The organism is Gordonia amarae NBRC 15530 (assembly GCF_000241345.1).
Lineage (GTDB): Bacteria > Actinomycetota > Actinomycetes > Mycobacteriales > Mycobacteriaceae > Gordonia > Gordonia amarae.
In genome coordinates this window covers 23,631-43,452 of record NZ_BAED01000068.1, presented here as the reverse complement: position 1 = coordinate 43,452, position 19,822 = coordinate 23,631, and the positions used below count along the sequence as shown (strand labels likewise).

Sequence of the window (19,822 nt, the reverse complement as noted above, 5' to 3'; positions counted from 1 at the left end):
GGCACGTCGCAGGAGTACGACGCGGTCCTGCTGTGCACCGGCTATCGCCGCAAAGAGCAGTTCCTGGGCGATCTTTCGGTCAAGGACGCGAACGTCCGCAACCTGTACAAGCACTTCCTGCATCCCGACCACGACGGGACGGCCGCCGTCATCGGGCTCACCCGGCCGTTCTCGGGCGGGGTGCCGATCTGCGCCGAGATGCAGGCCCGCTACTTTGCCCGGGTGCTGAGTGGGAAGCTTTCGGTGCCCGCCGATCTCGACGAACGCATCGCGCGGGAGAAGGCCTGGGAGGAGCACTTCACCGAGCTCAGCCCCCGGCACACCGAGGCCATCCCGTCGCAGGTGGTGTACATGGACGAACTGGCCCGCGAGATCGGCTGCCTGTTGCCCTGGTGGAAGCTGGTGCTCAACCCGAAGCTGTTCATTCAGGTGTGGTTCGGCAGCTTCAACCAGTCGTGCTACCGGATCGTCGGGCCGCACAACCTCGGCAAGGCCGCCGTCGACGACCTCTACTCCGAGCCGGTGGAGAACCGGCGGTTCGTCGCCTGGGACATGTCGGTGCTGCAGTGCGCACCGAAGCGGATGCATCCGCGCGACATCATGTAGTCGCCCGACACCTCAGGTCACCGCGCGGCCGGTCCGGACAATGTCCGGGCCGGTCGTCGTGTTGTGCGGGCGCTCACCAGACCGGTCGGGGCGTGCCGTCGCCTGCCAGGTCGTCGAGCATTCCGGTCAGTGTGCGCAGCGCGTCCGCACCCCACCGGCTGTCGATACGGGCAACCTCCCGCGCCGCCGCCCGCGACGCGGCCAGGGTCACCTCGCGCCCTTTGCCGGTGAGTTCGACGATCGATGCCCGGCGGTCCGCGGGATCGGGTCCGCGCCGCACGTAGCCGTCGCGGGTGAGTGTCTCGACGATGGCCGACGCCGACTGTTTGGTGATGCCGAGATGTTCGGCGATCTGATTGATCGACGCGCCGGCGCCGGAGATCCGCGCGAACACCAGACCGTGCACCGGCCGCAGTCCCGGGTGCCCTGCCGCGACGACAGCGCTGTTGATCTGTTCGGCGACAGCCGAACTCGCCCGCATCAGCAGCAGCGACAGGTCCTCCGCCCGAACGGTATCCCTTGACATATAGACAGCCTAACTGACTTAATTATAGTCAGTTCAACTGACTATCTGGTTCGGAGGTTTTTCCTATGCCCGTTTTCACCATGGCCGACGCCCGCCCGTTTCAGCTACACGGCGCGCGTTTCGAGTCCGTCGTCGCACCGTCGGCCGGCAGCGCCGAGCTGTGCGCCTGGCGGACCACCGTCGCACCCGGAACCACAGGTCAGCCGCACATCGTCAACCACGAGGAGGTGTTTCTGGTGCTCGCCGGCACCCCCACGATGACCCTCGACGGCACGCCGACGCGGCTCGCGCCGGGATCGGTGGTCTTCGTGCCGGCGGGCAGCAGCGTCCGGCTCGACAACGACGCCGATGAGGAAGCGCAACTCTGGGTGACCACCGTGGTCGGCCTGACCGCGTCCACCCCGGCGGGTGACCGGATCGTGCCGCCCTGGACGTTGTAGCAACGGACCCCCGCCGCCCCCTGCGCCGCGGAACCCGCCGGCACGGTATAGCACAAAACGCCGGGATTTGATATCTCCAATTATTCGATTTGCTGAAGTAACATATCCGAGGGTTTGCGCAGCCGCGCAGACACGACCATCAGATCGACCGAAATACACGTAGGGGATTTCATGCATCAGGTCTTTCGACGTTCCGCCGCTGCCGCTGCCGCGATAGCCGCCACCACGCTGATCGTCGCGGGGTGCAGCGACGACGATGACGACAACGCCTCGTCGTCGGCCACCTCGTCGGTGTCGGTGTCCACGGACGCCGGCGCGGGCGCCTCCACCGACGCCGGTGCGGGCGCATCCACCGACGCGGGCGCGGACGCATCCACCGACGCTTCCGGTGACGCCAACGCCCCCGGCGGCGACGTGAAGCTGCCCGCCGCCGACGGCACCGAGGTCAGCCTCACCGGCGCCATCGCGGGCAAGTACAACGCGGCCACCGACAAGCAGAAGACCGACCTCGGCAAGCCGCTGACCGGCGCCGACGCCTCCGGCACCAGCGAGAACGGGATGACCTTCCAGCAGTTCGACGGCGGCGTGATCTCGTCCAAGGGCGACACCGCCTACATCACGTGGGGCAAGATCCGCGACGCCTGGAACGTCAAGCGCGACGACACCGGCGCCCCGTCCGAGTCGGGCAAGGGCGGCTCGAGCGGCCCGCTCGGCGCCCCGACCAGCGACGAGACCGACGAGGGCGGCCTCAAGCAGTCGACCTTCGAGAACGGCAAGATCACCTGGGATCCGAAGACCGACACCACCGAGGTGACCGTCAAGGACAAGGTCGTTCCGGCGAAGTAATCCGCCCGGAACTCCACACAACTCACACTCCCAGCCCCACTCCGTAAAAACGTAGTGGGGCTGGGTGTTTCGCGCCCATATTTGTCGATGCACCCGAAATGCCGGAATAGCACGGCACTCCTTAGACATGATAAGAACGCAAACGCCTATTTTCGTTGACAGTTACGGGAGGTATACGAAATGGCGTCACGTTTCCGGAAGGCAGTGGTCCCGCTGGGACTCGGCCTGATCCTGGCCGCATCGCTGTCCGCTTGTGGCAGCGACGATTCCGGCTCCTCGGCATCGGGTTCCGGCAAATCCGACACCGCCCAGTCCTCGGGCGACGGCAAGGCCTCGCTGGAATCGGCATCAAAGGTGCTGTCCGCCAAGGGACTCAAGTGCATGGGGCCGACCGTCTTCGACGGCGACTCGGTCGTCGAACTCGAATGCACCGAAGGCCCCGATGGCCTCGACGTCCGGCTCAACCTCAAGAAGGATGTGCCCAACGCCATCGAGGCGGCGCGCAAGTGGGAAGAAAAGATCCAGTACGAGAAGGTCGACGACGAAAAGCTTCTCGAACAACTGACCTACGACAACGGCCGCAGCGGCATCCTGGAGAACAACGACTTCGTCGGATCGTGCTCGGCTCTGAAGAGCGATGCGCAGTGCGTCACTATCGCCAAGGAGAACGGCTGGACGTACACCTCCGACCGCGACCTGGCGAAGCAGATGAACAAGTACAACGGCTGGAAGGACACCGACCAGGCTAGCGCCGCCCTCGACCACCTCGACATCACCTGCGGCGAGAAGACCGACGATGTCAGCAAGGGTTCGGCTGTCGAATGTGACGACGCCCTGCTCGCCTTCGGCAACAGCCTGAGCGACCTGAAGAACGAGGCCAAGAAGGGCGGCGCCGACCTGAACGGCTTCACCTCGGTGTCCGACGGCGACTGGATCATGCTCTGCGCCCCGGACAACAAGGAAGTCTGCACCAAGGTCGCCGACTACACCGGCAAGAAGGTCGCCGAGGTCAAGTAATCCTCAACACCGGGGTTTTGCCAGGGGGTATCCGTCCGCTAACTTGAAATGAGGTTCAAGTAAGGCGGAAGGATACCCCCTATGGATACGTCAACGCTCTTCTCGCTCGAAGGCCGCACCGCGCTGGTCACCGGCGGATCGCGCGGCATCGGCAAGATGATCGCCGAAGGGCTGCTGCGTCAGGGCGCCCGTGTCTACATCACCGCCCGCAAGGCCGCGGCCTGCGACGAGACTGCCAAGGAACTGTCGGCGCTCGGCACGTGCGTGTCGCTGCCGGTAGACGTGTCCACCACCGAGGGCATCGCCGAACTGGTCAAGGCCTACTCGGCGCACGAGCAGTCCCTCGACATCCTGGTCAACAACGCCGGCGCGGCGTGGGGCGCCGGATTCGACGAGTTCCCCGAGAGCGGCTGGGACAAGGTGATGGACGTGAACGTGAAGGCACCGTTCTTCCTCACCCAGCAACTCAAGCCGCTGCTGCTCGCCGGCGCCGCGGGCGGACGCCTGGCCAAGGTGATCAACATCGCCTCCATCGACGGCCAGTCGCTCAACCCGATGGAGACCTACTCCTACCACGCCAGCAAGGCGGGCCTGATCCACCTCACCAAGCGGATGGCCGTGAAGCTGGCACCCGAGGGCATCATCGTCAGCGCCATCGCACCCGGCGCATTCGCCTCCAATATGAACAAGGAGGCCCGCGACCACGCCGACCTGGTCGCCGACCACATCCCGTCACGCCGTGTCGGGGTACCCGAGGACATGGCCGCGGCCGCGATCTACCTGGCTTCCCGCGCCGGCGACTACGTCGTCGGATCGACGATCACCGTCGACGGCGGCGTCAACATCGCCCGCTGAGTCCTTCCCCGAAGCACCGCATGCCCCGGCTGCCGTCACTCGGCAGGCGGGACACGTCGGCTTCTAGAATGGGTGGGTTCCTGTTCGCCATCGAAAGAGGCCACCCATGACCGCCGCACTCACCCCCGAAGCCGAGCAGTCGGTCAGCGACATCGCCGGACGGTACGGGCTGTCCACCGACGCGGTGGTGGCCATGCTGTACTCCGTCAACTCGGGCGGCGGCACCATGGCGCAGTTCTCCATCCCCGAACTCGGCGGTTCCGGACAGTGGATGCGTGGCGGAATGACCATGGTGGGCAACATGTTCGACAACGCCCTCAAGGCGCGCGTCGACAGTCTGTGCAATGAGCTGTCGCAGTTGCTGGCCACCACCGTCGTGTTCCCGCCGGCGGCCACCTCGCCTGTCGGTGGTTTCACCGCCAACAACTGGTGGCCCGCCGACCTCGGGGTACCCAGTTCGACGGGCGCGCAGAACGGGGTGCGCTACGCGATCTTCCCGGCCACCGCCCGCCTGGCCGTCGAATCCGGCGGTGTCACAAGGGTGTACGACACCGGTCAGCATCAGATCGGCGGTGTCCAGCAACAGCAGGGTGGCCTGGCCGGCACGGTGTCGTTCACCAGTCAGTTCGGCACCTTCGACACCACCAGCCTGGTGGAGCTGACCGGCGGACAGGTGGCGGCAACACCCGTCGCCGCACCCGCGCCCGAGCCGTACATGGAGCCCGCGCCGCAGTCTGTCGCCGAACCGGTGGCCCCCGCTCCCGACCCTTCGGGTGGGTCCGAGGACATCTTCGCCGCGATCGAGTCCCTCGCGGGACTGCATCAGCGGGGCATCCTCACCGACGAGGAGTTCGCGGCCAAGAAGGCGGAGCTGCTCGGCCGGCTGTGACGGCTTCGCGAGTTTCGTCCGAAATAGCGTCTGGCAAGGGCGATATATGCCCTCGCGAGACGCTATTTCGGACGATCCTTGCTCAGTCCGCGCTGAGCAAGACTTTCAGCGCCTTGGTCTCGGCGGCTCGGCCGAACACATCGTAGGCCTCCTCGATCTGTGACAGCGCAAACGTGTGACTGACAAACTTGTCGGCCGCAAGACGTTGCTGTTCAACCAGTTTCAGGAGCGTCGGCGTAGTCCGGGTGTTGACGAGGCCGGTGGTCAGCGCCACGTTCGAGATCCACAGATCCTCGATGTGCAGGGTCACCGATTCGCCGTGCACACCGACGTTGGCGACGGTGCCGCCGGGCCGCACGATGTCCAGCGCCATCTGGAAGGTCGCCGGGATCCCGACGGCTTCGATGGAGACGTCGACGCCGAGGCCGTCGGTGAGCGCGAGCACCTGCTGCTTCCAGTCGTCGGCACCGGACTGCACGATGTCGGTGGCACCGAACGCCCGGGATTCATCGAGGCGGTGCGCATCGAGGTCGACGGCGATGACCTTCGACGGGCCATGCAACTGGGCGGTCATGATCGCGGCGAGGCCGACCGGCCCGGCGCCGATCACCGCCACCACGTCGCCGACTCCGACGCGCCCGTTGAGTACGCCGATCTCATTACCGGTGGGCAGGATGTCCGACAGCGGAACCGCCTGAGCGTCGGAAATGGTGTCGGGCAGCTTGTACAGCGAGGTTTCTGCGTACGGAATGCGGACGTATTCCGCCTGGGTGCCGTTGATCAGGTGCCCGAGCAGCCAACCGAGCCCCGACACGCCTTCCTCGCCGAGGCAGTGCGAGTACACGCCGTCGCGACAGTAGGCGCACCGGCCGCACGAGGAAATGCACGAGATGAGGACGCGGTCACCGACAACCAGATTGGTCACCGCCGAACCGACCTCGGTGATCACCCCGACACCCTCGTGGCCGAGAACCCGCCCGTCATCGACGGTCGGTACGTCGCCTTTGAGGATGTGCAGGTCTGAACCACAGATGGTGGTGGCGGTGATCTTCACGATCACGTCGGTGGGTTTCTGGATCACCGGGTCGGGAACCTCTTCCCACGCCTTCTTGCCGGGACCATGGTAGACAAGGCCTTTCATCGTCACATTCCTTCCACGCACCGGGTGGGTGCCCGCTGGCACCCGCTGTGACCCTCAGTTGCCTGACGGATGCATTGTCGGCCATACGTCCGGGCCCGAACGTCGCAATGTGAGACGGCCCGCACCGGTCTGACCGCGGTGGCCGAGCGGTGCTCAGGGCATCGGGTCGGTGAGATACCGCTGGACGGTGGGGCCGATGTGGGCGGCGAGTTCATCGACGCTCATCGAGGCGATCGGGTCGAGGCCGACGATGTAGCGCAGCAACAGGATTCCACCGATCTGACTGGCCACCAAGGCGGTCCGGGTGGCAGCGGTATCCGGGTCGAGATCCGCGTTGGCTCCGAGTGCGCCCGCGATGATGTCACCGATGAACGTGCGCAGGATCGTCGACTCGGGGTCGGTGAGTTGCGCCCGTAGCAGGGCGATGCCCGCCTCCCGGTGATCGCCATCCCAGAATCCGATGACCGCGCGGACCACGGTCTCGCCCAGTTGAGCCCGGGGCACGGAGTGCAGTGCCCCCAGGACGACCGCCGGGTCGAGCGGGATGGCGACGGCGGCCAGGAACAGTTCCCGTTTGGTGCCGAAGTAGTGATGGACGAGGGCGGCGTCCACCCCGGCCCCCTCGGCGACGGCGCGGACCGAGGTACCAGTAAATCCCCGCTCGGCAAACAGGGTTCGGGCGCTGGCCAATACCGCTCCGCGGGTATCGGGGGAACCCGGCCTGCGACCGCCGCGCCGCCCGGTCATTCGGTCCTCCGGCGCAGCGTGGCGGCGGCCAGCGCGAGGGCCACGATCACCCAGGCGACGATGACGGCGACATCGCGCCACAGGGCACCGGTCGGAGCCGGGTGCGCTGCCACCTCTTTGAGGGCGTCGACGGCGTAGGTGAGCGGCAGGACGTCGGAGATCGCCTCCATCCAGCCCGGCAGTTGTGCCCGGGGCACGAACAGTCCGCACACGAACAACTGCGGAATGACGACGGCGGGCATGAACTGCACGGCCTGAAACTCACTGTTGGCGAAGGCACTACACAGCAGCCCCAGCCCGACGCCGAGAGTCCCCGACAGCACCGCCACCAGCCCGACGAGCCAGATCGACCCTTCCACGGTGAGGCCGAGCAGGCCGACGGTGACCGCGCACGCGACGATCGCCTGCGCCGCGGCGGTGAGCGAGAACGCCAGACCGTACCCGCCGAGCAGATCGAGCCGGCTGATGGGGGTGGTGAGCAGGCGTTCGAGGGTCCCCGAACCGCGTTCGCGCAGCATCGCTATCGACGTCACCAGGAACATCGTCACGAACGGCATGATGCCGAGCACCGGGGTCGCGAACTGGTCGAACCGGGCGGCGCCGCCGGGCAGGTCGTCGAACATGAAGTACAGCAACGTCATCATGACCGTCGGGATCATCAGCATCATCACCAGGGTGCGTGGATCGGCGCGCAACTGCCGCAGCACGCGCACTGCGGTGGCGCCGAGCAGCCCCGGATGGATGGGTGCGGCTGAATTGGTGTGTGTCACGGTGATACTCATTGCCCGCCTGCCTCGATGAGTGCCAGGAATGCCTTTTCGAGATTGTTGTGTCCGGTCCGGGCGCGCAGTTCGTCGGGGGTGAGTTCGGCGACGAGCCCGCCCTCGCGCATCAGGATCAGGTTGTCGCACTGTTCGGCCTCGTCCATCACGTGACTCGACACCAGCAGCGTGACGCCGTCGTCGGCGAGGCGCCGGAATCTGCGCCACAGGTCGGCACGGAGAACCGGATCGAGGCCGACGGTCGGTTCGTCGAGGATCAGCACCTGCGGCCGGGACACCAGCGCGCACGCGAGGGAGACCCGGCTCCGCTGCCCACCGGACAGGTCGCTCGCCTGAGCGTCGGCCTTGTCGTCCAGGCCGACCGCCGCGATCGATTCGGACACAGCGTCTTTCGTCCCGAAGATGGTGGCGAAGTAGTGAACGTTCTGGGCGACGGTCAGATCCTCGTACACCGACGCCGCCTGCGTGACGTAACCGACCAGGCCGCGCAGCTCCGGCGATCCCGCGGGCCGGCCGAGCACATCGACCTGCCCCGAGACGTGGCTCTGGGTGCCGACGATCGTCCGCAGGAGCGTCGTCTTGCCGCAGCCCGACGGCCCGAGCAGGCCGGTGATGGCGCCGCGTGGGATGTCGATGCCGATGTCCCGCAACGCCGGGTGGCCGCCGCGCCGGACGGACACCCCCGCGCACCGGATCGCCGACGACCCCCGCCGCGATAACTCACCGCCCGATGAATTCATCATGTGGTGAATTATTCACGCGTGGCGACGGCCACGTCAAGGGGTGGTTCTCAGTCCTCCAGCAGGCCGAGCACCGCGTGCAGCAGCACGTTGATGCCGTCGGCGCAGGCCTCGGGGGTCGAGTACTCGCGCGGGTTGTGGCTGATGCCGTCGTAGAGTCCGGGCACGAACACCATGCCGGCCGGACACAGCGCGGCGATCTCGCCGGCGTCGTGACCCGCACCGGAGGTGATCTCCTCGCTGCTGAGCCCGAGCCCGGCGGCGGCCTTGGCCACCCGGTCCCGCATCTGCGGCGGGAAGTGCACGGGCGGAGTCTGCGCGGTGACGGCGACCGAGATGGTGGTGCCGGTGCGCTCCTCGACGGCGCGCAGGTACTCGTGCAGGTCGATCGTCGCGCGGTCCATGGCGTCGCCGTCGTGGTTACGCAGGTCGACCGTCATCAGCACGTGCGACGGCACGATGTTGACGAGGTTCGGCGTCGTCTCGTGGCGGCCGACCGTGGCCAGCATGACGCCGTAGTCTCCGGAGGTCACCATCTCGTCGAGGCGTACCCGGATGAGGGCGGCGGCCAGTTCGGCGTCGCGGCGCAGCGCGTTGGGGGTGGCACCGGCGTGGGCGGCACGGCCCGAGATCTCCAGTTCCAGCCAGGTGATGGCCTGCACGCCGCGCACCACACCGATGTCGGTGCCGTGTTCGGCGAGGATCGGGCCCTGCTCGATGTGGCATTCCAGATAGGCGTGGGGACGTGCGGGCATCGGCACCACCTGGTCGCCGACGAGGCCGCGCCGGTCGAGTTCGGCACCCACACTCACCCCATCGCGGTCGGCTCGGGAGCGGGCCTGCGCCAACGAAATACGGCCGGCGGCGGTGGCGCTGCCGAGCATATCGGTGCCGAATCTCGCGCCTTCCTCCTCGGTGAAGATCGCCACCTCGAACGGGCGCCTGGTGCTCACGCCGTGGTCGTTGAGGGTACGCACCACCTCCAGGCCGCCGAGCACACCGAGGCAGCCGTCGAAGCGGCCGGCGGTGGCCACCGAATCGATGTGACTGCCGACGAGGACCGGCGCGAGGGAGTCGTCGAGTCCGGCGCGGCGAGCGTACACATTGCCGACGGCGTCCATCCGGATGCTCAGACCGGCCTCCCGCATCCAGCCGAGGACGAGTTCGCGGCCGGTGATGTCCTCGTCGGTGAGGGCGAGCCTGCGCACACCCTCGAGATCGGTATCCGAATCATGGTAGGCACCAACCGATCCCAGCTCGCTCAGTGAACTCCAGAGCCGGTCGGAGTCGACCCGCAGCACCGCGGTGTCGTCCGGTGCGGCGCTCATGCCGGACCCGCTTGCACGCCGACGATGGCGCGGTAGTTGGCCGGGTCGGTGGCACCCTCGGTGGAGATCACCAGAACCGAGTCGGACTCGTTGATACCCAGCGCATCCCGGTGCGCCAGCAGCCCGCCGAGTCCGGCCGCACCACTTTCTCCGGAGACGATGCCGTCGGCGGCGAGCAGCCGCATCGCGTCGGCGACCTGGTCGTCGGTGATGGTCACGAAGGTGCCGAAGCCGGCGGACATGTCCGGCCAGGCGATGAGAGACGGTGTGCCGCAGTTGAGTCCGGCCATCATCGACAGTTGCGGACCGGGGATGGTGCTCACCTCACCGCGTTCGATGCTGACGGCCACGCAGTCGGCGTCGGTCGGCTCGACGCCGACGAGGCGGGTCTGCGGATTGCCGGCGAACGCGCGCGCGACGGCGGCCGCGAACGCACCGACTCCGATCTGGGCGGCCACCACCGTCGGCGGGGTCAGCCCCTGTGCGCGGTACTGGTCGAGTACCTCGCCCATCATCGTCGAATAGCCCTCGATGACCCAGGCAGGCGGTTCGGTGTAGCCCTCCCACGAGGTGTCGGAGACGACCAGGGTGGTGTCGGAGGCGAGCGCGGCGCTCGCGGCGATGGCGTCGTCGTAGCCGCCGTCCACGACCTGCACCTCGGCGCCCTCGCTCCGGATGGCCGCGATGCGTTCGGCCACCATGTCACCAGGCACCAGGATGATCGCGTCGAGGCCGAGCAGCCCCGCCATGCGGGCGACGGCGCGGCCGTGATTGCCGTCGGTGGCGGCGCAGAGCCGCAGGCCGGAGCCCGCGAGGCGGCCGGCCAGCGCGTCCAGCGTGGGGATCTCCTCCTGCGTGGCACCCAGGTGAGCCAGGAGTACGCGGTAGGTGGCCCAGGACGCGCCGAGCACCTTGAACGACGGCATGCCCAGGCGCGCGGACTCGTCCTTGACCAGCACCGACGATGCACCCAGAACGCGGGCGGCCGCTGGCGCGGCGGTCAGCGGGGTCGCCGCGTATCCCGGGAGGGTCCGGTGGAACCGTGCGGGCTCGGCGGACAGCGCACCCACCCGGGCCGGCGCACACATCGCGTTGGTTACGACACGGGGTTCAGGCACTGCGGGCTCCTTCACGATTCAGCGTGGGCAGCGAACTAACTTGTCTGACAACTAGCACGATACCAATCACCTGGTAGTCTGCTAGTCTTCGATTCCAGGTAGTTGTGAACAGCCTTCAGGTTCACTCCGGCGCGCACAGGGAGGGCCCAGATGTCCGCAGGAACGAAGCCGCCTGTCAGCAGAGACATCTCCCGCATCAGGGCGCGGCGCCCGCTGCAGTCGGAGATCCGGGACACCATCCTGCGCGAGTTCATTCTGTCCGGGAAGTTGCGCCCGGGCGACAAGATGCCGTCGGAGAACGAGCTGTGCGAGATCTTCGGCGCCTCGCGGGTCACCATCCGGACCGCGATGCAAGGACTCAAGGACGCCGGTTACATCCGCATCGTGCGCGGCTCCGGCTCGTGGGTGCTGCCTCGGCCCGAGGCCATCCGTTCGGGTCTGGACCGGCTGGTCTCGTTCGACACCTTCGCATCCGACTCGGGGCGCCCCATCGACACCGGCGAGCTGGAGATCGTCCACCTCGCCCCCGGCGACGACAAACACTGCGAGGTCTTCGAGGGTGCGGACAGCTCCGGGGCAACGGGTTTCACCCGCGTGAGCCGCACCAAACTGATCGACGGCCGGGTGGTCGCGTGGATCGTCGACTACGTGCCCGACGAGGTACTCAGCACCGACGAGATCCGCCAGTCGTTCAAGGGGTCGGTGCTTGATGTGCTGCTGGACCTCGACAGCGCCGCGTACTCGGACTGCACCATCATCCCGGTGATCGCCGACCCCGAGATGGCCGACCGTTTCGGCTGCGCCCACGTCCCATTGCTCCAGATCAGCGAGCTGACCCGCGCCGAGTCGGGCCGCATCATCAACCGCAGCGAGGCCTGGCTGGCCCCCGATGCGTTCACCTTTCAACTGCGGCGCCGCCGCGAGAACTGACATCTCACCGCTCCGCCAGCAACGCCGCGAAGATGGCGCGGTAACCCTCGACACCGGCGCACAGTTCGGCCAGTGACATCGACTCGTCGGCGGTGTGCGCCTGACCCGGATCGCCGGGGCCGAATCCGACGGTGGGAATGCCTCGCCTGCCCGCGCTTTCGGAGCCGTGGGTGCAGAACTGCCACGTGCCGGTCCTCGCCCCGGAGTCGTTGCGGCGCAAGGCCGCGAGCACGTCGGCGACCGGCCACTGTTCCGGATCCTGAAACCACGCCGGTGCGTAGACGGGGACGTCGACGTCGTGTCCGCGCCAGGTCCGCCAGCGTGCCCGCGCCGGCCTGATATCGGAGCCCGCCCCGTGCGCGCGTGCGACCGGCTCGACGACGGCACGGATCTCCTCGAGGATCGACAGATCGGATTCGCCGACGACCGTGCGGCGATCGAACACCGCGACGCATCGCGACGGGACCGTCGACTGGCTCGGATACGGTTCGGACCGGATGCTGACCAGGGTGAGCAGCCCGGCACCGAAATGTGGATCCTGTTTCAGCGGCAGCCCGCGCAGCGCGATGATCGCCTCTGCCATCACCTCCACGGCGTTGATCCCCGCCTCCGGGAACGCCGAATGTGATGCGGTGCCGATGATCTCGACCTCGACCTCGGCGCGGCCGCGCTGGCCGATGCGCAGCGTGCCCGCCGACGGCTCCCCGATCACCACGACGTCGGGGGTGACCTGATCGAGGATGCGGCCCAGCGACGGCCCCTCGGCGAGTTCCTCGTCGACCGAGCCCGAGATGACGAGTCTGCCGCAGAACCCAGGGTGCCCGGCCAGGCCGTGGGCGGCGGTGATCGCCGCCGCCAGTGGGCCTTTGGTGTCGACGACACCACGGCCGACGATCCGGTCACCGACCACCTCGCCGGCCGGGTCGTGGGTCCAGCGCGAGAGGTCCCCGACCTCCACGGTGTCGACGTGGGCATCGAACAGAACCGTCGGACCGGGGCCGAAATCGAGGTGGCCCATGGTGTTTCCCCAGTCGTCCACGGTGACGGTGAAGCCGTGGGCGTCGAGGATGCATGCGAGAGCCTTGGCAGCGGGTTCGGCCGCCGGCGAGACGCTGGTCGCGGCGACAAGCCTGAGGGTGCTCGCGACGACGTCGGCCTGCACCGTCGTGGGCGCGCCGCCGATCACCGGTGGTCCCCCGCCCGGTCGATGCGGCTCTGCGCCCCGGACACCGCGCCCGGCCGGGCACCGGTATGACTACCGTTGTCCCACACCGCGGTTCCGCCCACGGTGACCAGCTCGACACCGGGCGGCCCCTGATGCGGTTCGTCGTACGTGGCGGTGTCGACATAGCGTGCCGGGTCGATCAGGACCAGATCGGCCCGCTTTCCTACGGCGATCTCGCCGCGGTCGTCGAGACCGAGCACACCGGCCGGGCCGGTACTGAGGCGGCGGATCGCCTCCGGCACGGTGATCAGCTTCTCGCGCAACGCGTATCGCCCGAGAGCGCGGGGTGCGGTGCCGTACAGCCGCGGATGCGGGTGCGGATTGAACACGCCGTCGGACCCGACGAGCGCACCCGACGACGAGAAGATCTCGCGGACAACCTTTTCCGTGGAGTAGTGATCGATCATGCAGGCGTCGAGTTCGGTGTCGCTCAGGAGGTCGAGGACCGCGAACGCCGGGTCGGTACCGGCGTCCTCGGCGACCTGCGCGACGGTCTTGGACACGGCGTCGCCGCGTTCACCGCCGGCCTGGGTGATGACGATGTTGTCGGGTCCGCACGCCCCGAACAGGTTCTCCCAGTTGGGTAGTCCGGCGTACATGTCGCGGGCCATGCGTTCGCGTTCGGCCCGGTCCCGGACCCGTTCGAGAGTGGCCTGCGGTCCGCCGTCGAAGGCGTAGCCGGGCAGCAGCGCCGACAGCAGGGTGCTGCCCGCGCCGTACGGGTACTGATCGCAGGTGAGGCGGATGCGGTCCTGCGCCGACGAGAGCGTGTGAAGCAGATCCGACAGCAGGTGCGGCACCCCGACGAGTTTGACGTGGGAGACGTGCAGGTGCGCGCCGGTCTGCTCGCAGACGCGCACGAACTCCGAGATGGAGTCGATGACCCCGGCCGCCTCGTTGCGCACGTGCGGGACGAGTGGCACACCGTATTCGGCTGCGGTCTCGGCGAGCCGGCGCAGTTCGTCGGTGCCAGCGTAGAGGCCGGGCGCGTAGATCATGCCGAATGACACCGCCCGCGCCCCGGCACCGAGGGATTCGGCGACCAGATCCTTCATCGCCGACATCTCGCGGCGGTCGGGGGCGCGGTTGGCGTTGCCCATCACCGACTCCCGGACCGCGCTGTGCGGCACGCAGGCCGCCATGTTCGCCGACGGCCGGGCCGCCTGCAGGGCGTCGAGATAGCTCTGCATCGAGCGCCATTCCCAGGTGGCGGCGTCACTCGGCTCCAGACCCTGCAGGTAGCGCCGCCGGGTGCCGACAGTCGCGTCGGTCAGCGGGGCCGGCCCGAGTCCGTCGGGGCAGATCAGTTCGGTGGTGAAGCCCTGGCCGACCTTCGCTCCGAGCAGCGGGTCGTCGAACGGCCGCAATGCCGAATGCGCGTGGAGGTCGATGAAACCGGGGCACAGCAGCCTGCCCGACGCGTCGACGGTGCGGGCCGCCGAGCCGATGCTCAGGTCCGGGCCCACCGCGGTGATCAGCCCGTCGTCCACCAGGACATCGGCGCGCCGCACCCCGTCGACGGACACGACATCGGCGTTGCGGATCGCCAGAGCAGCGTCCATGCCATCACCTGCCTACTTGTATGACAACTGCCCTTTGTCTACCACATCCTCGCCGGTGAACGCGGGTAAAGGCGTGCCGATTTGTTACGCGCGCATGTCGGCATGAAACGTTTATTCGATAGTTATTGACAGTTGTCCTACAAGTTGCGAGTGTCAGTTCAGTCGGGTGGTCCACACGGCCACTCCGGGGTGTCGGGACCCCGCCGCATGAGCCGCCGACCGAACAGGTTCAGCCCAGCCGAGGAGGCCGCGATGTCCGCAGATCTCACCGAACCTCACGACGCCTCGAGAACAGAGATGACCGGGACGGCAGATATCGCCATCGCGGGTGACGCTCAACTGACCAACAACGATCTGCTGCCGGTGCCGCTGCGCCAACGCACCTGGGGCGTGTGGAACTTCGCCGCCCTATGGATGGGCATGGTGCACAGCGCCTTCGGCTTCGCCGTCATCGGCGGCATGATGGACAACGGCATGACGGTGCTGCAGGCGCTGCTGGTGGTGCTGCTCGGCAACCTCGTGCAGATGTGCCTGATGGGCTTCACCGGCCGCGTGGGCGCCCGCTATGGAATCCCGTTCGCGGTCTGGGCGCGATCCACCTTCGGTGTTCTGGGCGCCAACATTCCGGCCGCCCTGCGCGGCATCGTCGCGATCGGCTGGTTCGGTGTGCAGTCCTACCTCGGATCCACCGCGATCAACGTGCTGCTGGAGACCAGTTTCTCCGGCTGGCGCAACTGGAACACCGAGTTCGGCGGTGTGGCAGCCAATCTGTGGGTGTCGATGATCATCTACTGGGCGCTCAACCTGCTGCTCATCCGGCACGGCATGGAAACCATCCGCCGGTTCGAGGGCTGGGCGGGCCCGCTGATCTTCGTGGTGATGATCCCGCTGGTGGTGTGGGCGTTCATGCAGATGGACGGCTTCGGGCCGATCTTCGATCAGGAGTCGCACTACTCGTCGACGGGCAGCTTCATCACCAGCGGACTGCTCCCCGGCATCGCCCTGTTCATCTCCGCCAGTTGGGCGACGATGGTGCTGAACATGCCCGACATCACCCGCTACGCCAAGTCCAACAAGGCGCAGATGACCGGCCTGTTCTACGGTCTGCCCATCGCCACCGTCGTGTTCTACGGCATGGCCGCGATCGTCGTGTCCGGCACCCAGGCCGCGACCGGGAAAACCCTGTGGAATCCCGCCGATGTTCTTGTGGCCATTGACAACCCGGTCGTATCCATCCTGGGTGCCCTCTCCATCGCCGTCGCCACCATGTCCGTGAACCTGGCCGCCAACATCATCTCGCCGGCATTCGACTTCACCAACCTGTTCCCCAGGTGGCTGACGTTCAAGAGCGCCGCGCTGATCAGCATCATCCTCGGCTTTCTCTACATGCCGTGGAAGCTGATGGAATCGTCGGACACCCTGTTCTCGGTGCTCAACAATGTGGGCGCGGTGATCGCCCCCGCCACCGGCATTCTCATCGCCGACTTCTACCTGGTCCGCAGAGGCCGGCTCGACGTCGCGGCACTGTACCGCCGGGGCACCCAGTACGAGGGCTACCGCGGATACAACTGGTGGAGCCTGTCGGTGCTGATCGTCATGTCACTGTTCTGCATTCTCGGACAATGGATCTCCGCGATCGACTGGGCGTACGAGTACGCTGCGGTACTGGGCGTGGTCCTCGGCTTCGTCGGCTACCTCGCGGTGGTTCCGCTCGCCCGCAAGAGTTCCATCGGTGCGGCCTTCGAGCCGAGCGGCACCCTCGGTGTCGAACTGGACGAAATCGAACACACCGCCGCGAAGTAAGGAGTCCCACGCCGTGAGCACCAGAACAATTCTCAAGGGCGGTGTGGTCGTCAGCACCGACGGCCAGGCCCGCTCCGACGTCCTCATCGAAGACGACACGATCATCGCGCTCGGCACTGACCTCGACGGCGACGGCCACGTCGTGGACGTGACCGGTTGCCAGATCCTGCCCGGACTCGTCGACAGCCACACGCACCTCGAGATGCCGACGATGGGCACCGTCACCGCCGACGACTTCGCCTCCGGCACCATCGCCGCGGCGGTCGGCGGCACCACCACGGTGATCGACTTCGCGATGCAGACCGACGGTTCGCTGCTCACCGGCCTGGAGACGTGGAAGGCGAATGCCCGCGACAAGGCCCACATCGACTACGGCTTCCACATGGCCGTCACCGATGCGTCCGAGTCGGCCATCAAAGAGATGGCCGACATGGTGGACGAGGGCGTGACGTCGTTCAAGGTGTTCATGGCGTTCAAGGGCTCGTTCATGGCCGACGACCAGCAGCTGCTGCGGGTGCTGCGGCGCACCGGCGAGACCGGTGGCCTGGTGCAGGTGCACGCCGAGAACGGCGATGCCATCGACCTCAACATCAGCGACGCGCTGTCGCGGGGTCAGACGGCGCCGGGCATGCACGCCACCACCCGGCCCGAATCCACCGAGCAGGAGGCGACGGGGCGGGCCATTCATCTGGCGACCTGGGCGAAGCGGCCGGTGTTCGTGGTGCATGTGTCGGCGGCGTCGGCGGTGCGGGAGATCCAGGAGGCCCGGATGAACGGGCTGCCGGTGTTCGGGGAGACCTGCGTGCACTATCTGACGCTGACCGAGGACGAGCTGCACCGGCCCGGCTTCGACGGCGCCAAGTACGTGTGTTCGCCGCCCCTGCGGCATGAACACGATCAGGATGTGCTGTGGTCGGCGCTGCGGCAGCAGGATCTGCAGATCGTCACCACCGATCACTGCCCGTTCAACTTCTGCGGCCAGAAAGAGCTTGGGCGCGACGACTTCTCGAAGATCCCGAACGGGCTGCCGACGATCGAGCACCGGCTGCCGCTGCTGCACGAGCACGGGGTCCGCACCGGCCGGATGACCATGTCCGAACTGGTGAACCTCACCTCGACAGCCCCCGCCAAGATGTTCGGCCTCGACCGCAAGGGACGCATCGCACCCGGCTACGACGCCGACCTCGTCGTGTTCGATCCGTCGGCCACCCTCGAGATCTCGGCGGCCAATCACCATATGGCCGTGGACTACACACCGTTCGAGAGCTGGACCTGCCACGGGGCGCCGACCATGGTGTACAGCCGCGGCGACCTGGTGTACGGCGACGGAGAAGTCCGCAGCACGCCCGGCCGCGGGCGGTTCGTGCGCCGCAGCACCGGCCCCTTCCCCGCCGGAGACATCACCAGGATATGACCGAACTCCTCGGATGCGCTCAATTGTGAAATAGACGCTGGTCATCGATGGTGAGTTCTGCCCATTGCCTGTTCCTGCCGCCCGGCAGATAGTTGTGGTGTCCGAAACGGACCCAGCTAACACAGGAGAAAACAATGAACATCACCAAGACCACCGCCGCCGCCACCATGCTCGCCGCCGCCGGCGCCGTCGCGCTGGGAGTTGTTGCCGGACCGGCCAATGCGGCCATCTACTCCAACAATCCGATCGATGTTCCGCAGTGCTCCTACGCCACCGGTACCCCCAGCCAGGAATGCCTGAACACCCCCACCTATCGGGTGACGACCTCGACCGGAAAGATGGTGGTCCAGTTCCGGGCCAACTACAACCATTGCTCCGATATCATCGCCCACATCATCGTCGACGGCCGCGAATGGGGCAGCCAGCGGGTGGGCCCGGGCCAGAAGGACGGCAGCTACTACATGAAGCTGACCCCGGGAACCCACAAGGTCGGTGTCCGTGCCACCGGTATCCGTGGTGGCTGCAACGTCGGCTACGTCAGTGCCTGGGGCGGCAACCTGCGCATCGAGACCAACGCCGACGCGGACAACGGCATCGGCTGATACCTGACCACCCTGATGGGAACTGACGACGGCGAACGCGTGATCGCGCGTTCGCCGTCACCGTGTCTGCTGGACTGGTGGTGGACAGTACCTCCGGCGTTGCCGGCCGTGTGTTCAGAACTCTTCGGAGAGAAGGAAATCAGGTATTCGATGGTGACGGATTCCGCGAGTGCTGTCTTCGGCCATCGGATCGAGTGTGAGGACAAGCTTCGGGTAGTTGTCGTCGATTGCTTCCAGCGGTGCGTACTCGCGTCGGCGAGTCTCCGGCGACAACTCGATGCTGGTGGCAACCTGAATGTAGAGAATATCTTCCCGCCGCGTCGCTACGAAGTCGACTTCGGCGGCACCTACCTTGCCGATTGTGACATCGTATCCGCGACGCCGAAGCTCCATCCAGACGATGTTCTCCAGGACACCGGGAAGACGCTGGTCTGAGTACCCGAATAGTGCGCGTACGATGCCATGGTCGCCGATGTAGTGTCTTTCGTCCGTGGCCAGCAAGGCCCGGCCGCGTAGGTCGTAACGAGGAACTCTCGTGATGACAAAGGCTTCCTCAAGTGCCGACAGATAGTTGAGTACTGTTTCGTGGCTGATCGATCGTCGCTGGGATTTCATGAAATCCGCTACCCGTCGTGCCGAGAACGGATTGCCGACATTGTCGATGGCGAAGGTGGCCACACGCTCAAACATGTTGGCGTCTCGGATCTTGTTCCGGGTGAGGACATCGCGTACGAGGGTCGACCGATAGATGTCGGTCACGACAGAGCGGGCATCGGATTCGTCGAACGGGACGACGTGAACACCGGGGAATCCTCCGAACCGCACGTACCTCGCGAATTCGTCATCTATCCGGGTCATATCACGCTGCGAGAATGCGTCTCCGAATGCGAGGTGTTCAGCGAACGACAGCGGCCAAACCTCGATGGAGACGTAACGGCCGGCGATGTAGGTAGCGAGTTCACCGGAGAGCAGGTGGGAGTTGGAGCCGGTGATGTAGAGGTCGGACCGGCCTTCTGCGACCAGGGAGTTGACCAGCTTCTCCCACCTGTCTACTTCCTGGATCTCATCGAGCAGGATGTAATTGCGTCCTTCGGAGGGAAGTGTGTCGCGGAGGAACGTGGGCGGTCGACAAGATCCACTTCGTCCCTTCTGTGGCGATTGTAATCGCCAACAGAGGCAAATCGGTTCATCGTGGCGACCATAATCGCCGCCCCAGGAGAGTCCCGGGGCGGCGATTGACGGAGCATCCGC

At 66.7% G+C, this 19,822-nt stretch carries 19 protein-coding genes and 1 pseudogene; 10 read left to right on the top strand and 10 right to left on the bottom strand.

The window, feature by feature from the left end; genetic code table 11:
- Positions 1 to 606, top strand: a pseudogene (locus GOAMR_RS20130) (dimethylaniline monooxygenase); the annotation flags it as partial.
- Positions 607 to 679: 73 nt separating this feature from the next.
- On the opposite strand, the gene GOAMR_RS20125 reads toward GOAMR_RS20130, so the two are convergent.
- Positions 680 to 1,132 (bottom strand): MarR family winged helix-turn-helix transcriptional regulator, encoded by a 453-nt coding sequence (locus GOAMR_RS20125; RefSeq protein WP_005192340.1) that lies wholly within the window; start codon positions 1,130 to 1,132, stop codon positions 680 to 682.
- A 65-nt stretch (positions 1,133 to 1,197) separates the two neighbouring features.
- Between GOAMR_RS20125 and GOAMR_RS20120 the strand changes: the two genes are divergently transcribed.
- From GOAMR_RS20120 to GOAMR_RS20100, 5 genes are all read left to right on the top strand, one after another.
- Complete coding sequence (locus GOAMR_RS20120) at positions 1,198 to 1,572, top strand: cupin domain-containing protein (RefSeq protein WP_005192338.1); 375 nt, start codon at positions 1,198 to 1,200, stop codon at positions 1,570 to 1,572.
- 171 nt (positions 1,573 to 1,743) lie between these two features.
- Complete coding sequence (locus GOAMR_RS20115; RefSeq protein ID WP_005192336.1) at positions 1,744 to 2,418, top strand: LGFP repeat-containing protein; 675 nt, start codon at positions 1,744 to 1,746, stop codon at positions 2,416 to 2,418.
- 180 nt (positions 2,419 to 2,598) lie between these two features.
- On the top strand, positions 2,599 to 3,435 hold the full coding sequence (locus GOAMR_RS20110) for a hypothetical protein (RefSeq protein ID WP_005192335.1): 837 nt from the start codon (positions 2,599 to 2,601) through the stop codon (positions 3,433 to 3,435).
- 81 nt (positions 3,436 to 3,516) lie between these two features.
- Positions 3,517 to 4,290 carry an SDR family oxidoreductase gene (locus GOAMR_RS20105; RefSeq protein ID WP_005192334.1) on the top strand — a complete coding sequence of 258 codons (774 nt, stop codon included), beginning with the start codon at positions 3,517 to 3,519 and terminating at the stop codon, positions 4,288 to 4,290.
- 106 nt (positions 4,291 to 4,396) lie between these two features.
- Positions 4,397 to 5,179, top strand: coding sequence for an SHOCT domain-containing protein (locus GOAMR_RS20100; RefSeq protein WP_005192332.1), 783 nt, complete (start codon positions 4,397 to 4,399; stop codon positions 5,177 to 5,179).
- Positions 5,180 to 5,261: 82 nt separating this feature from the next.
- Here the strand turns inward: GOAMR_RS20100 and GOAMR_RS20095 are convergent, their stop codons facing one another.
- From GOAMR_RS20095 to GOAMR_RS20070, 6 genes are all read right to left on the bottom strand, one after another.
- Positions 5,262 to 6,320, bottom strand: coding sequence for a zinc-dependent alcohol dehydrogenase family protein (locus GOAMR_RS20095; protein ID WP_005192330.1), 1,059 nt, complete (start codon positions 6,318 to 6,320; stop codon positions 5,262 to 5,264).
- A 153-nt stretch (positions 6,321 to 6,473) separates the two neighbouring features.
- Positions 6,474 to 7,010 carry a TetR/AcrR family transcriptional regulator gene (locus tag GOAMR_RS20090; protein ID WP_244427463.1) on the bottom strand — a complete coding sequence of 179 codons (537 nt, stop codon included), beginning with the start codon at positions 7,008 to 7,010 and terminating at the stop codon, positions 6,474 to 6,476.
- Positions 7,011 to 7,063: 53 nt separating this feature from the next.
- Positions 7,064 to 7,849, bottom strand: a complete 786-nt coding sequence (locus tag GOAMR_RS20085; RefSeq protein ID WP_005192327.1) for an ABC transporter permease — start codon at positions 7,847 to 7,849, stop codon at positions 7,064 to 7,066.
- A complete protein-coding gene (locus tag GOAMR_RS20080; protein WP_050942821.1) occupies positions 7,846 to 8,589 on the bottom strand; it encodes an ABC transporter ATP-binding protein in 744 nt (247 codons plus the stop codon). Before GOAMR_RS20080 ends, GOAMR_RS20085 begins: the two co-directional genes overlap by 4 nt.
- 50 nt (positions 8,590 to 8,639) lie before the next feature.
- Positions 8,640 to 9,917, bottom strand: coding sequence for a Zn-dependent hydrolase (locus tag GOAMR_RS20075; RefSeq protein ID WP_005192323.1), 1,278 nt, complete (start codon positions 9,915 to 9,917; stop codon positions 8,640 to 8,642).
- Entirely contained in the window at positions 9,914 to 11,035 is a 1,122-nt protein-coding gene (locus tag GOAMR_RS20070; RefSeq protein WP_005192321.1) for a diaminopropionate ammonia-lyase, read from the bottom strand. The genes GOAMR_RS20075 and GOAMR_RS20070 overlap by 4 nt, the downstream gene beginning before the upstream one ends.
- A 150-nt stretch (positions 11,036 to 11,185) precedes the next feature.
- Here GOAMR_RS20070 and GOAMR_RS23860 point away from each other — a divergent pair, with 150 nt between their 5' ends.
- Positions 11,186 to 11,965 carry a GntR family transcriptional regulator gene (locus GOAMR_RS23860; RefSeq protein ID WP_005192319.1) on the top strand — a complete coding sequence of 260 codons (780 nt, stop codon included), beginning with the start codon at positions 11,186 to 11,188 and terminating at the stop codon, positions 11,963 to 11,965.
- Positions 11,966 to 11,969: 4 nt separating this feature from the next.
- Here the strand turns inward: GOAMR_RS23860 and GOAMR_RS20060 are convergent, their stop codons facing one another.
- A complete protein-coding gene (locus tag GOAMR_RS20060; protein ID WP_005192318.1) occupies positions 11,970 to 13,151 on the bottom strand; it encodes a M20/M25/M40 family metallo-hydrolase in 1,182 nt (393 codons plus the stop codon).
- Positions 13,148 to 14,752, bottom strand: coding sequence for an N-acyl-D-amino-acid deacylase family protein (locus GOAMR_RS20055; RefSeq protein ID WP_005192316.1), 1,605 nt, complete (start codon positions 14,750 to 14,752; stop codon positions 13,148 to 13,150). The genes GOAMR_RS20060 and GOAMR_RS20055 overlap by 4 nt, the downstream gene beginning before the upstream one ends.
- 252 nt (positions 14,753 to 15,004) lie before the next feature.
- Between GOAMR_RS20055 and GOAMR_RS20050 the strand changes: the two genes are divergently transcribed.
- From GOAMR_RS20050 to GOAMR_RS20040, 3 genes are all read left to right on the top strand, one after another.
- Entirely contained in the window at positions 15,005 to 16,555 is a 1,551-nt protein-coding gene (locus tag GOAMR_RS20050) for an NCS1 family nucleobase:cation symporter-1 (protein WP_005192314.1), read from the top strand.
- Positions 16,556 to 16,568: 13 nt separating this feature from the next.
- On the top strand, positions 16,569 to 17,969 hold the full coding sequence (gene hydA, locus GOAMR_RS20045; RefSeq protein WP_005192312.1) for a dihydropyrimidinase: 1,401 nt from the start codon (positions 16,569 to 16,571) through the stop codon (positions 17,967 to 17,969).
- A 134-nt stretch (positions 17,970 to 18,103) separates the two neighbouring features.
- Entirely contained in the window at positions 18,104 to 18,571 is a 468-nt protein-coding gene (locus tag GOAMR_RS20040) for a hypothetical protein (RefSeq protein WP_005192311.1), read from the top strand.
- Positions 18,572 to 18,685: 114 nt separating this feature from the next.
- Here the strand turns inward: GOAMR_RS20040 and GOAMR_RS25985 are convergent, their stop codons facing one another.
- The gene (locus GOAMR_RS25985; protein ID WP_506256268.1) at positions 18,686 to 19,753 is read right to left on the bottom strand and encodes an ATP-binding protein; all 1,068 of its coding nucleotides are present in this window, start codon (positions 19,751 to 19,753) and stop codon (positions 18,686 to 18,688) included.
- Positions 19,754 to 19,822 lie beyond the last annotated feature (69 nt).

Bases quoted from the DNA above. Each gene is read 5' to 3' on its own strand.
- GOAMR_RS20125 (WP_005192340.1), bottom strand. From the start codon at position 1,132: ATGTCAAGGGATACCGTTCGGGCGGAGGACCTGTCGCTGCTGCTGATG.
- GOAMR_RS20120 (WP_005192338.1), top strand. From the start codon at position 1,198: ATGCCCGTTTTCACCATGGCCGACGCCCGCCCGTTTCAGCTACACGGC.
- GOAMR_RS20115 (WP_005192336.1), top strand. From the start codon at position 1,744: ATGCATCAGGTCTTTCGACGTTCCGCCGCTGCCGCTGCCGCGATAGCC.
- GOAMR_RS20110 (WP_005192335.1), top strand. From the start codon at position 2,599: ATGGCGTCACGTTTCCGGAAGGCAGTGGTCCCGCTGGGACTCGGCCTG.
- GOAMR_RS20105 (WP_005192334.1), top strand. From the start codon at position 3,517: ATGGATACGTCAACGCTCTTCTCGCTCGAAGGCCGCACCGCGCTGGTC.
- GOAMR_RS20100 (WP_005192332.1), top strand. From the start codon at position 4,397: ATGACCGCCGCACTCACCCCCGAAGCCGAGCAGTCGGTCAGCGACATC.
- GOAMR_RS20095 (WP_005192330.1), bottom strand. From the start codon at position 6,320: ATGAAAGGCCTTGTCTACCATGGTCCCGGCAAGAAGGCGTGGGAAGAG.
- GOAMR_RS20085 (WP_005192327.1), bottom strand. From the start codon at position 7,849: ATGAGTATCACCGTGACACACACCAATTCAGCCGCACCCATCCATCCG.
- GOAMR_RS20080 (WP_050942821.1), bottom strand. From the start codon at position 8,589: ATGAATTCATCGGGCGGTGAGTTATCGCGGCGGGGGTCGTCGGCGATC.
- GOAMR_RS20075 (WP_005192323.1), bottom strand. From the start codon at position 9,917: ATGAGCGCCGCACCGGACGACACCGCGGTGCTGCGGGTCGACTCCGAC.
- GOAMR_RS23860 (WP_005192319.1), top strand. From the start codon at position 11,186: ATGTCCGCAGGAACGAAGCCGCCTGTCAGCAGAGACATCTCCCGCATC.
- GOAMR_RS20055 (WP_005192316.1), bottom strand. From the start codon at position 14,752: ATGGACGCTGCTCTGGCGATCCGCAACGCCGATGTCGTGTCCGTCGAC.
- GOAMR_RS20050 (WP_005192314.1), top strand. From the start codon at position 15,005: ATGTCCGCAGATCTCACCGAACCTCACGACGCCTCGAGAACAGAGATG.
- GOAMR_RS20040 (WP_005192311.1), top strand. From the start codon at position 18,104: ATGAACATCACCAAGACCACCGCCGCCGCCACCATGCTCGCCGCCGCC.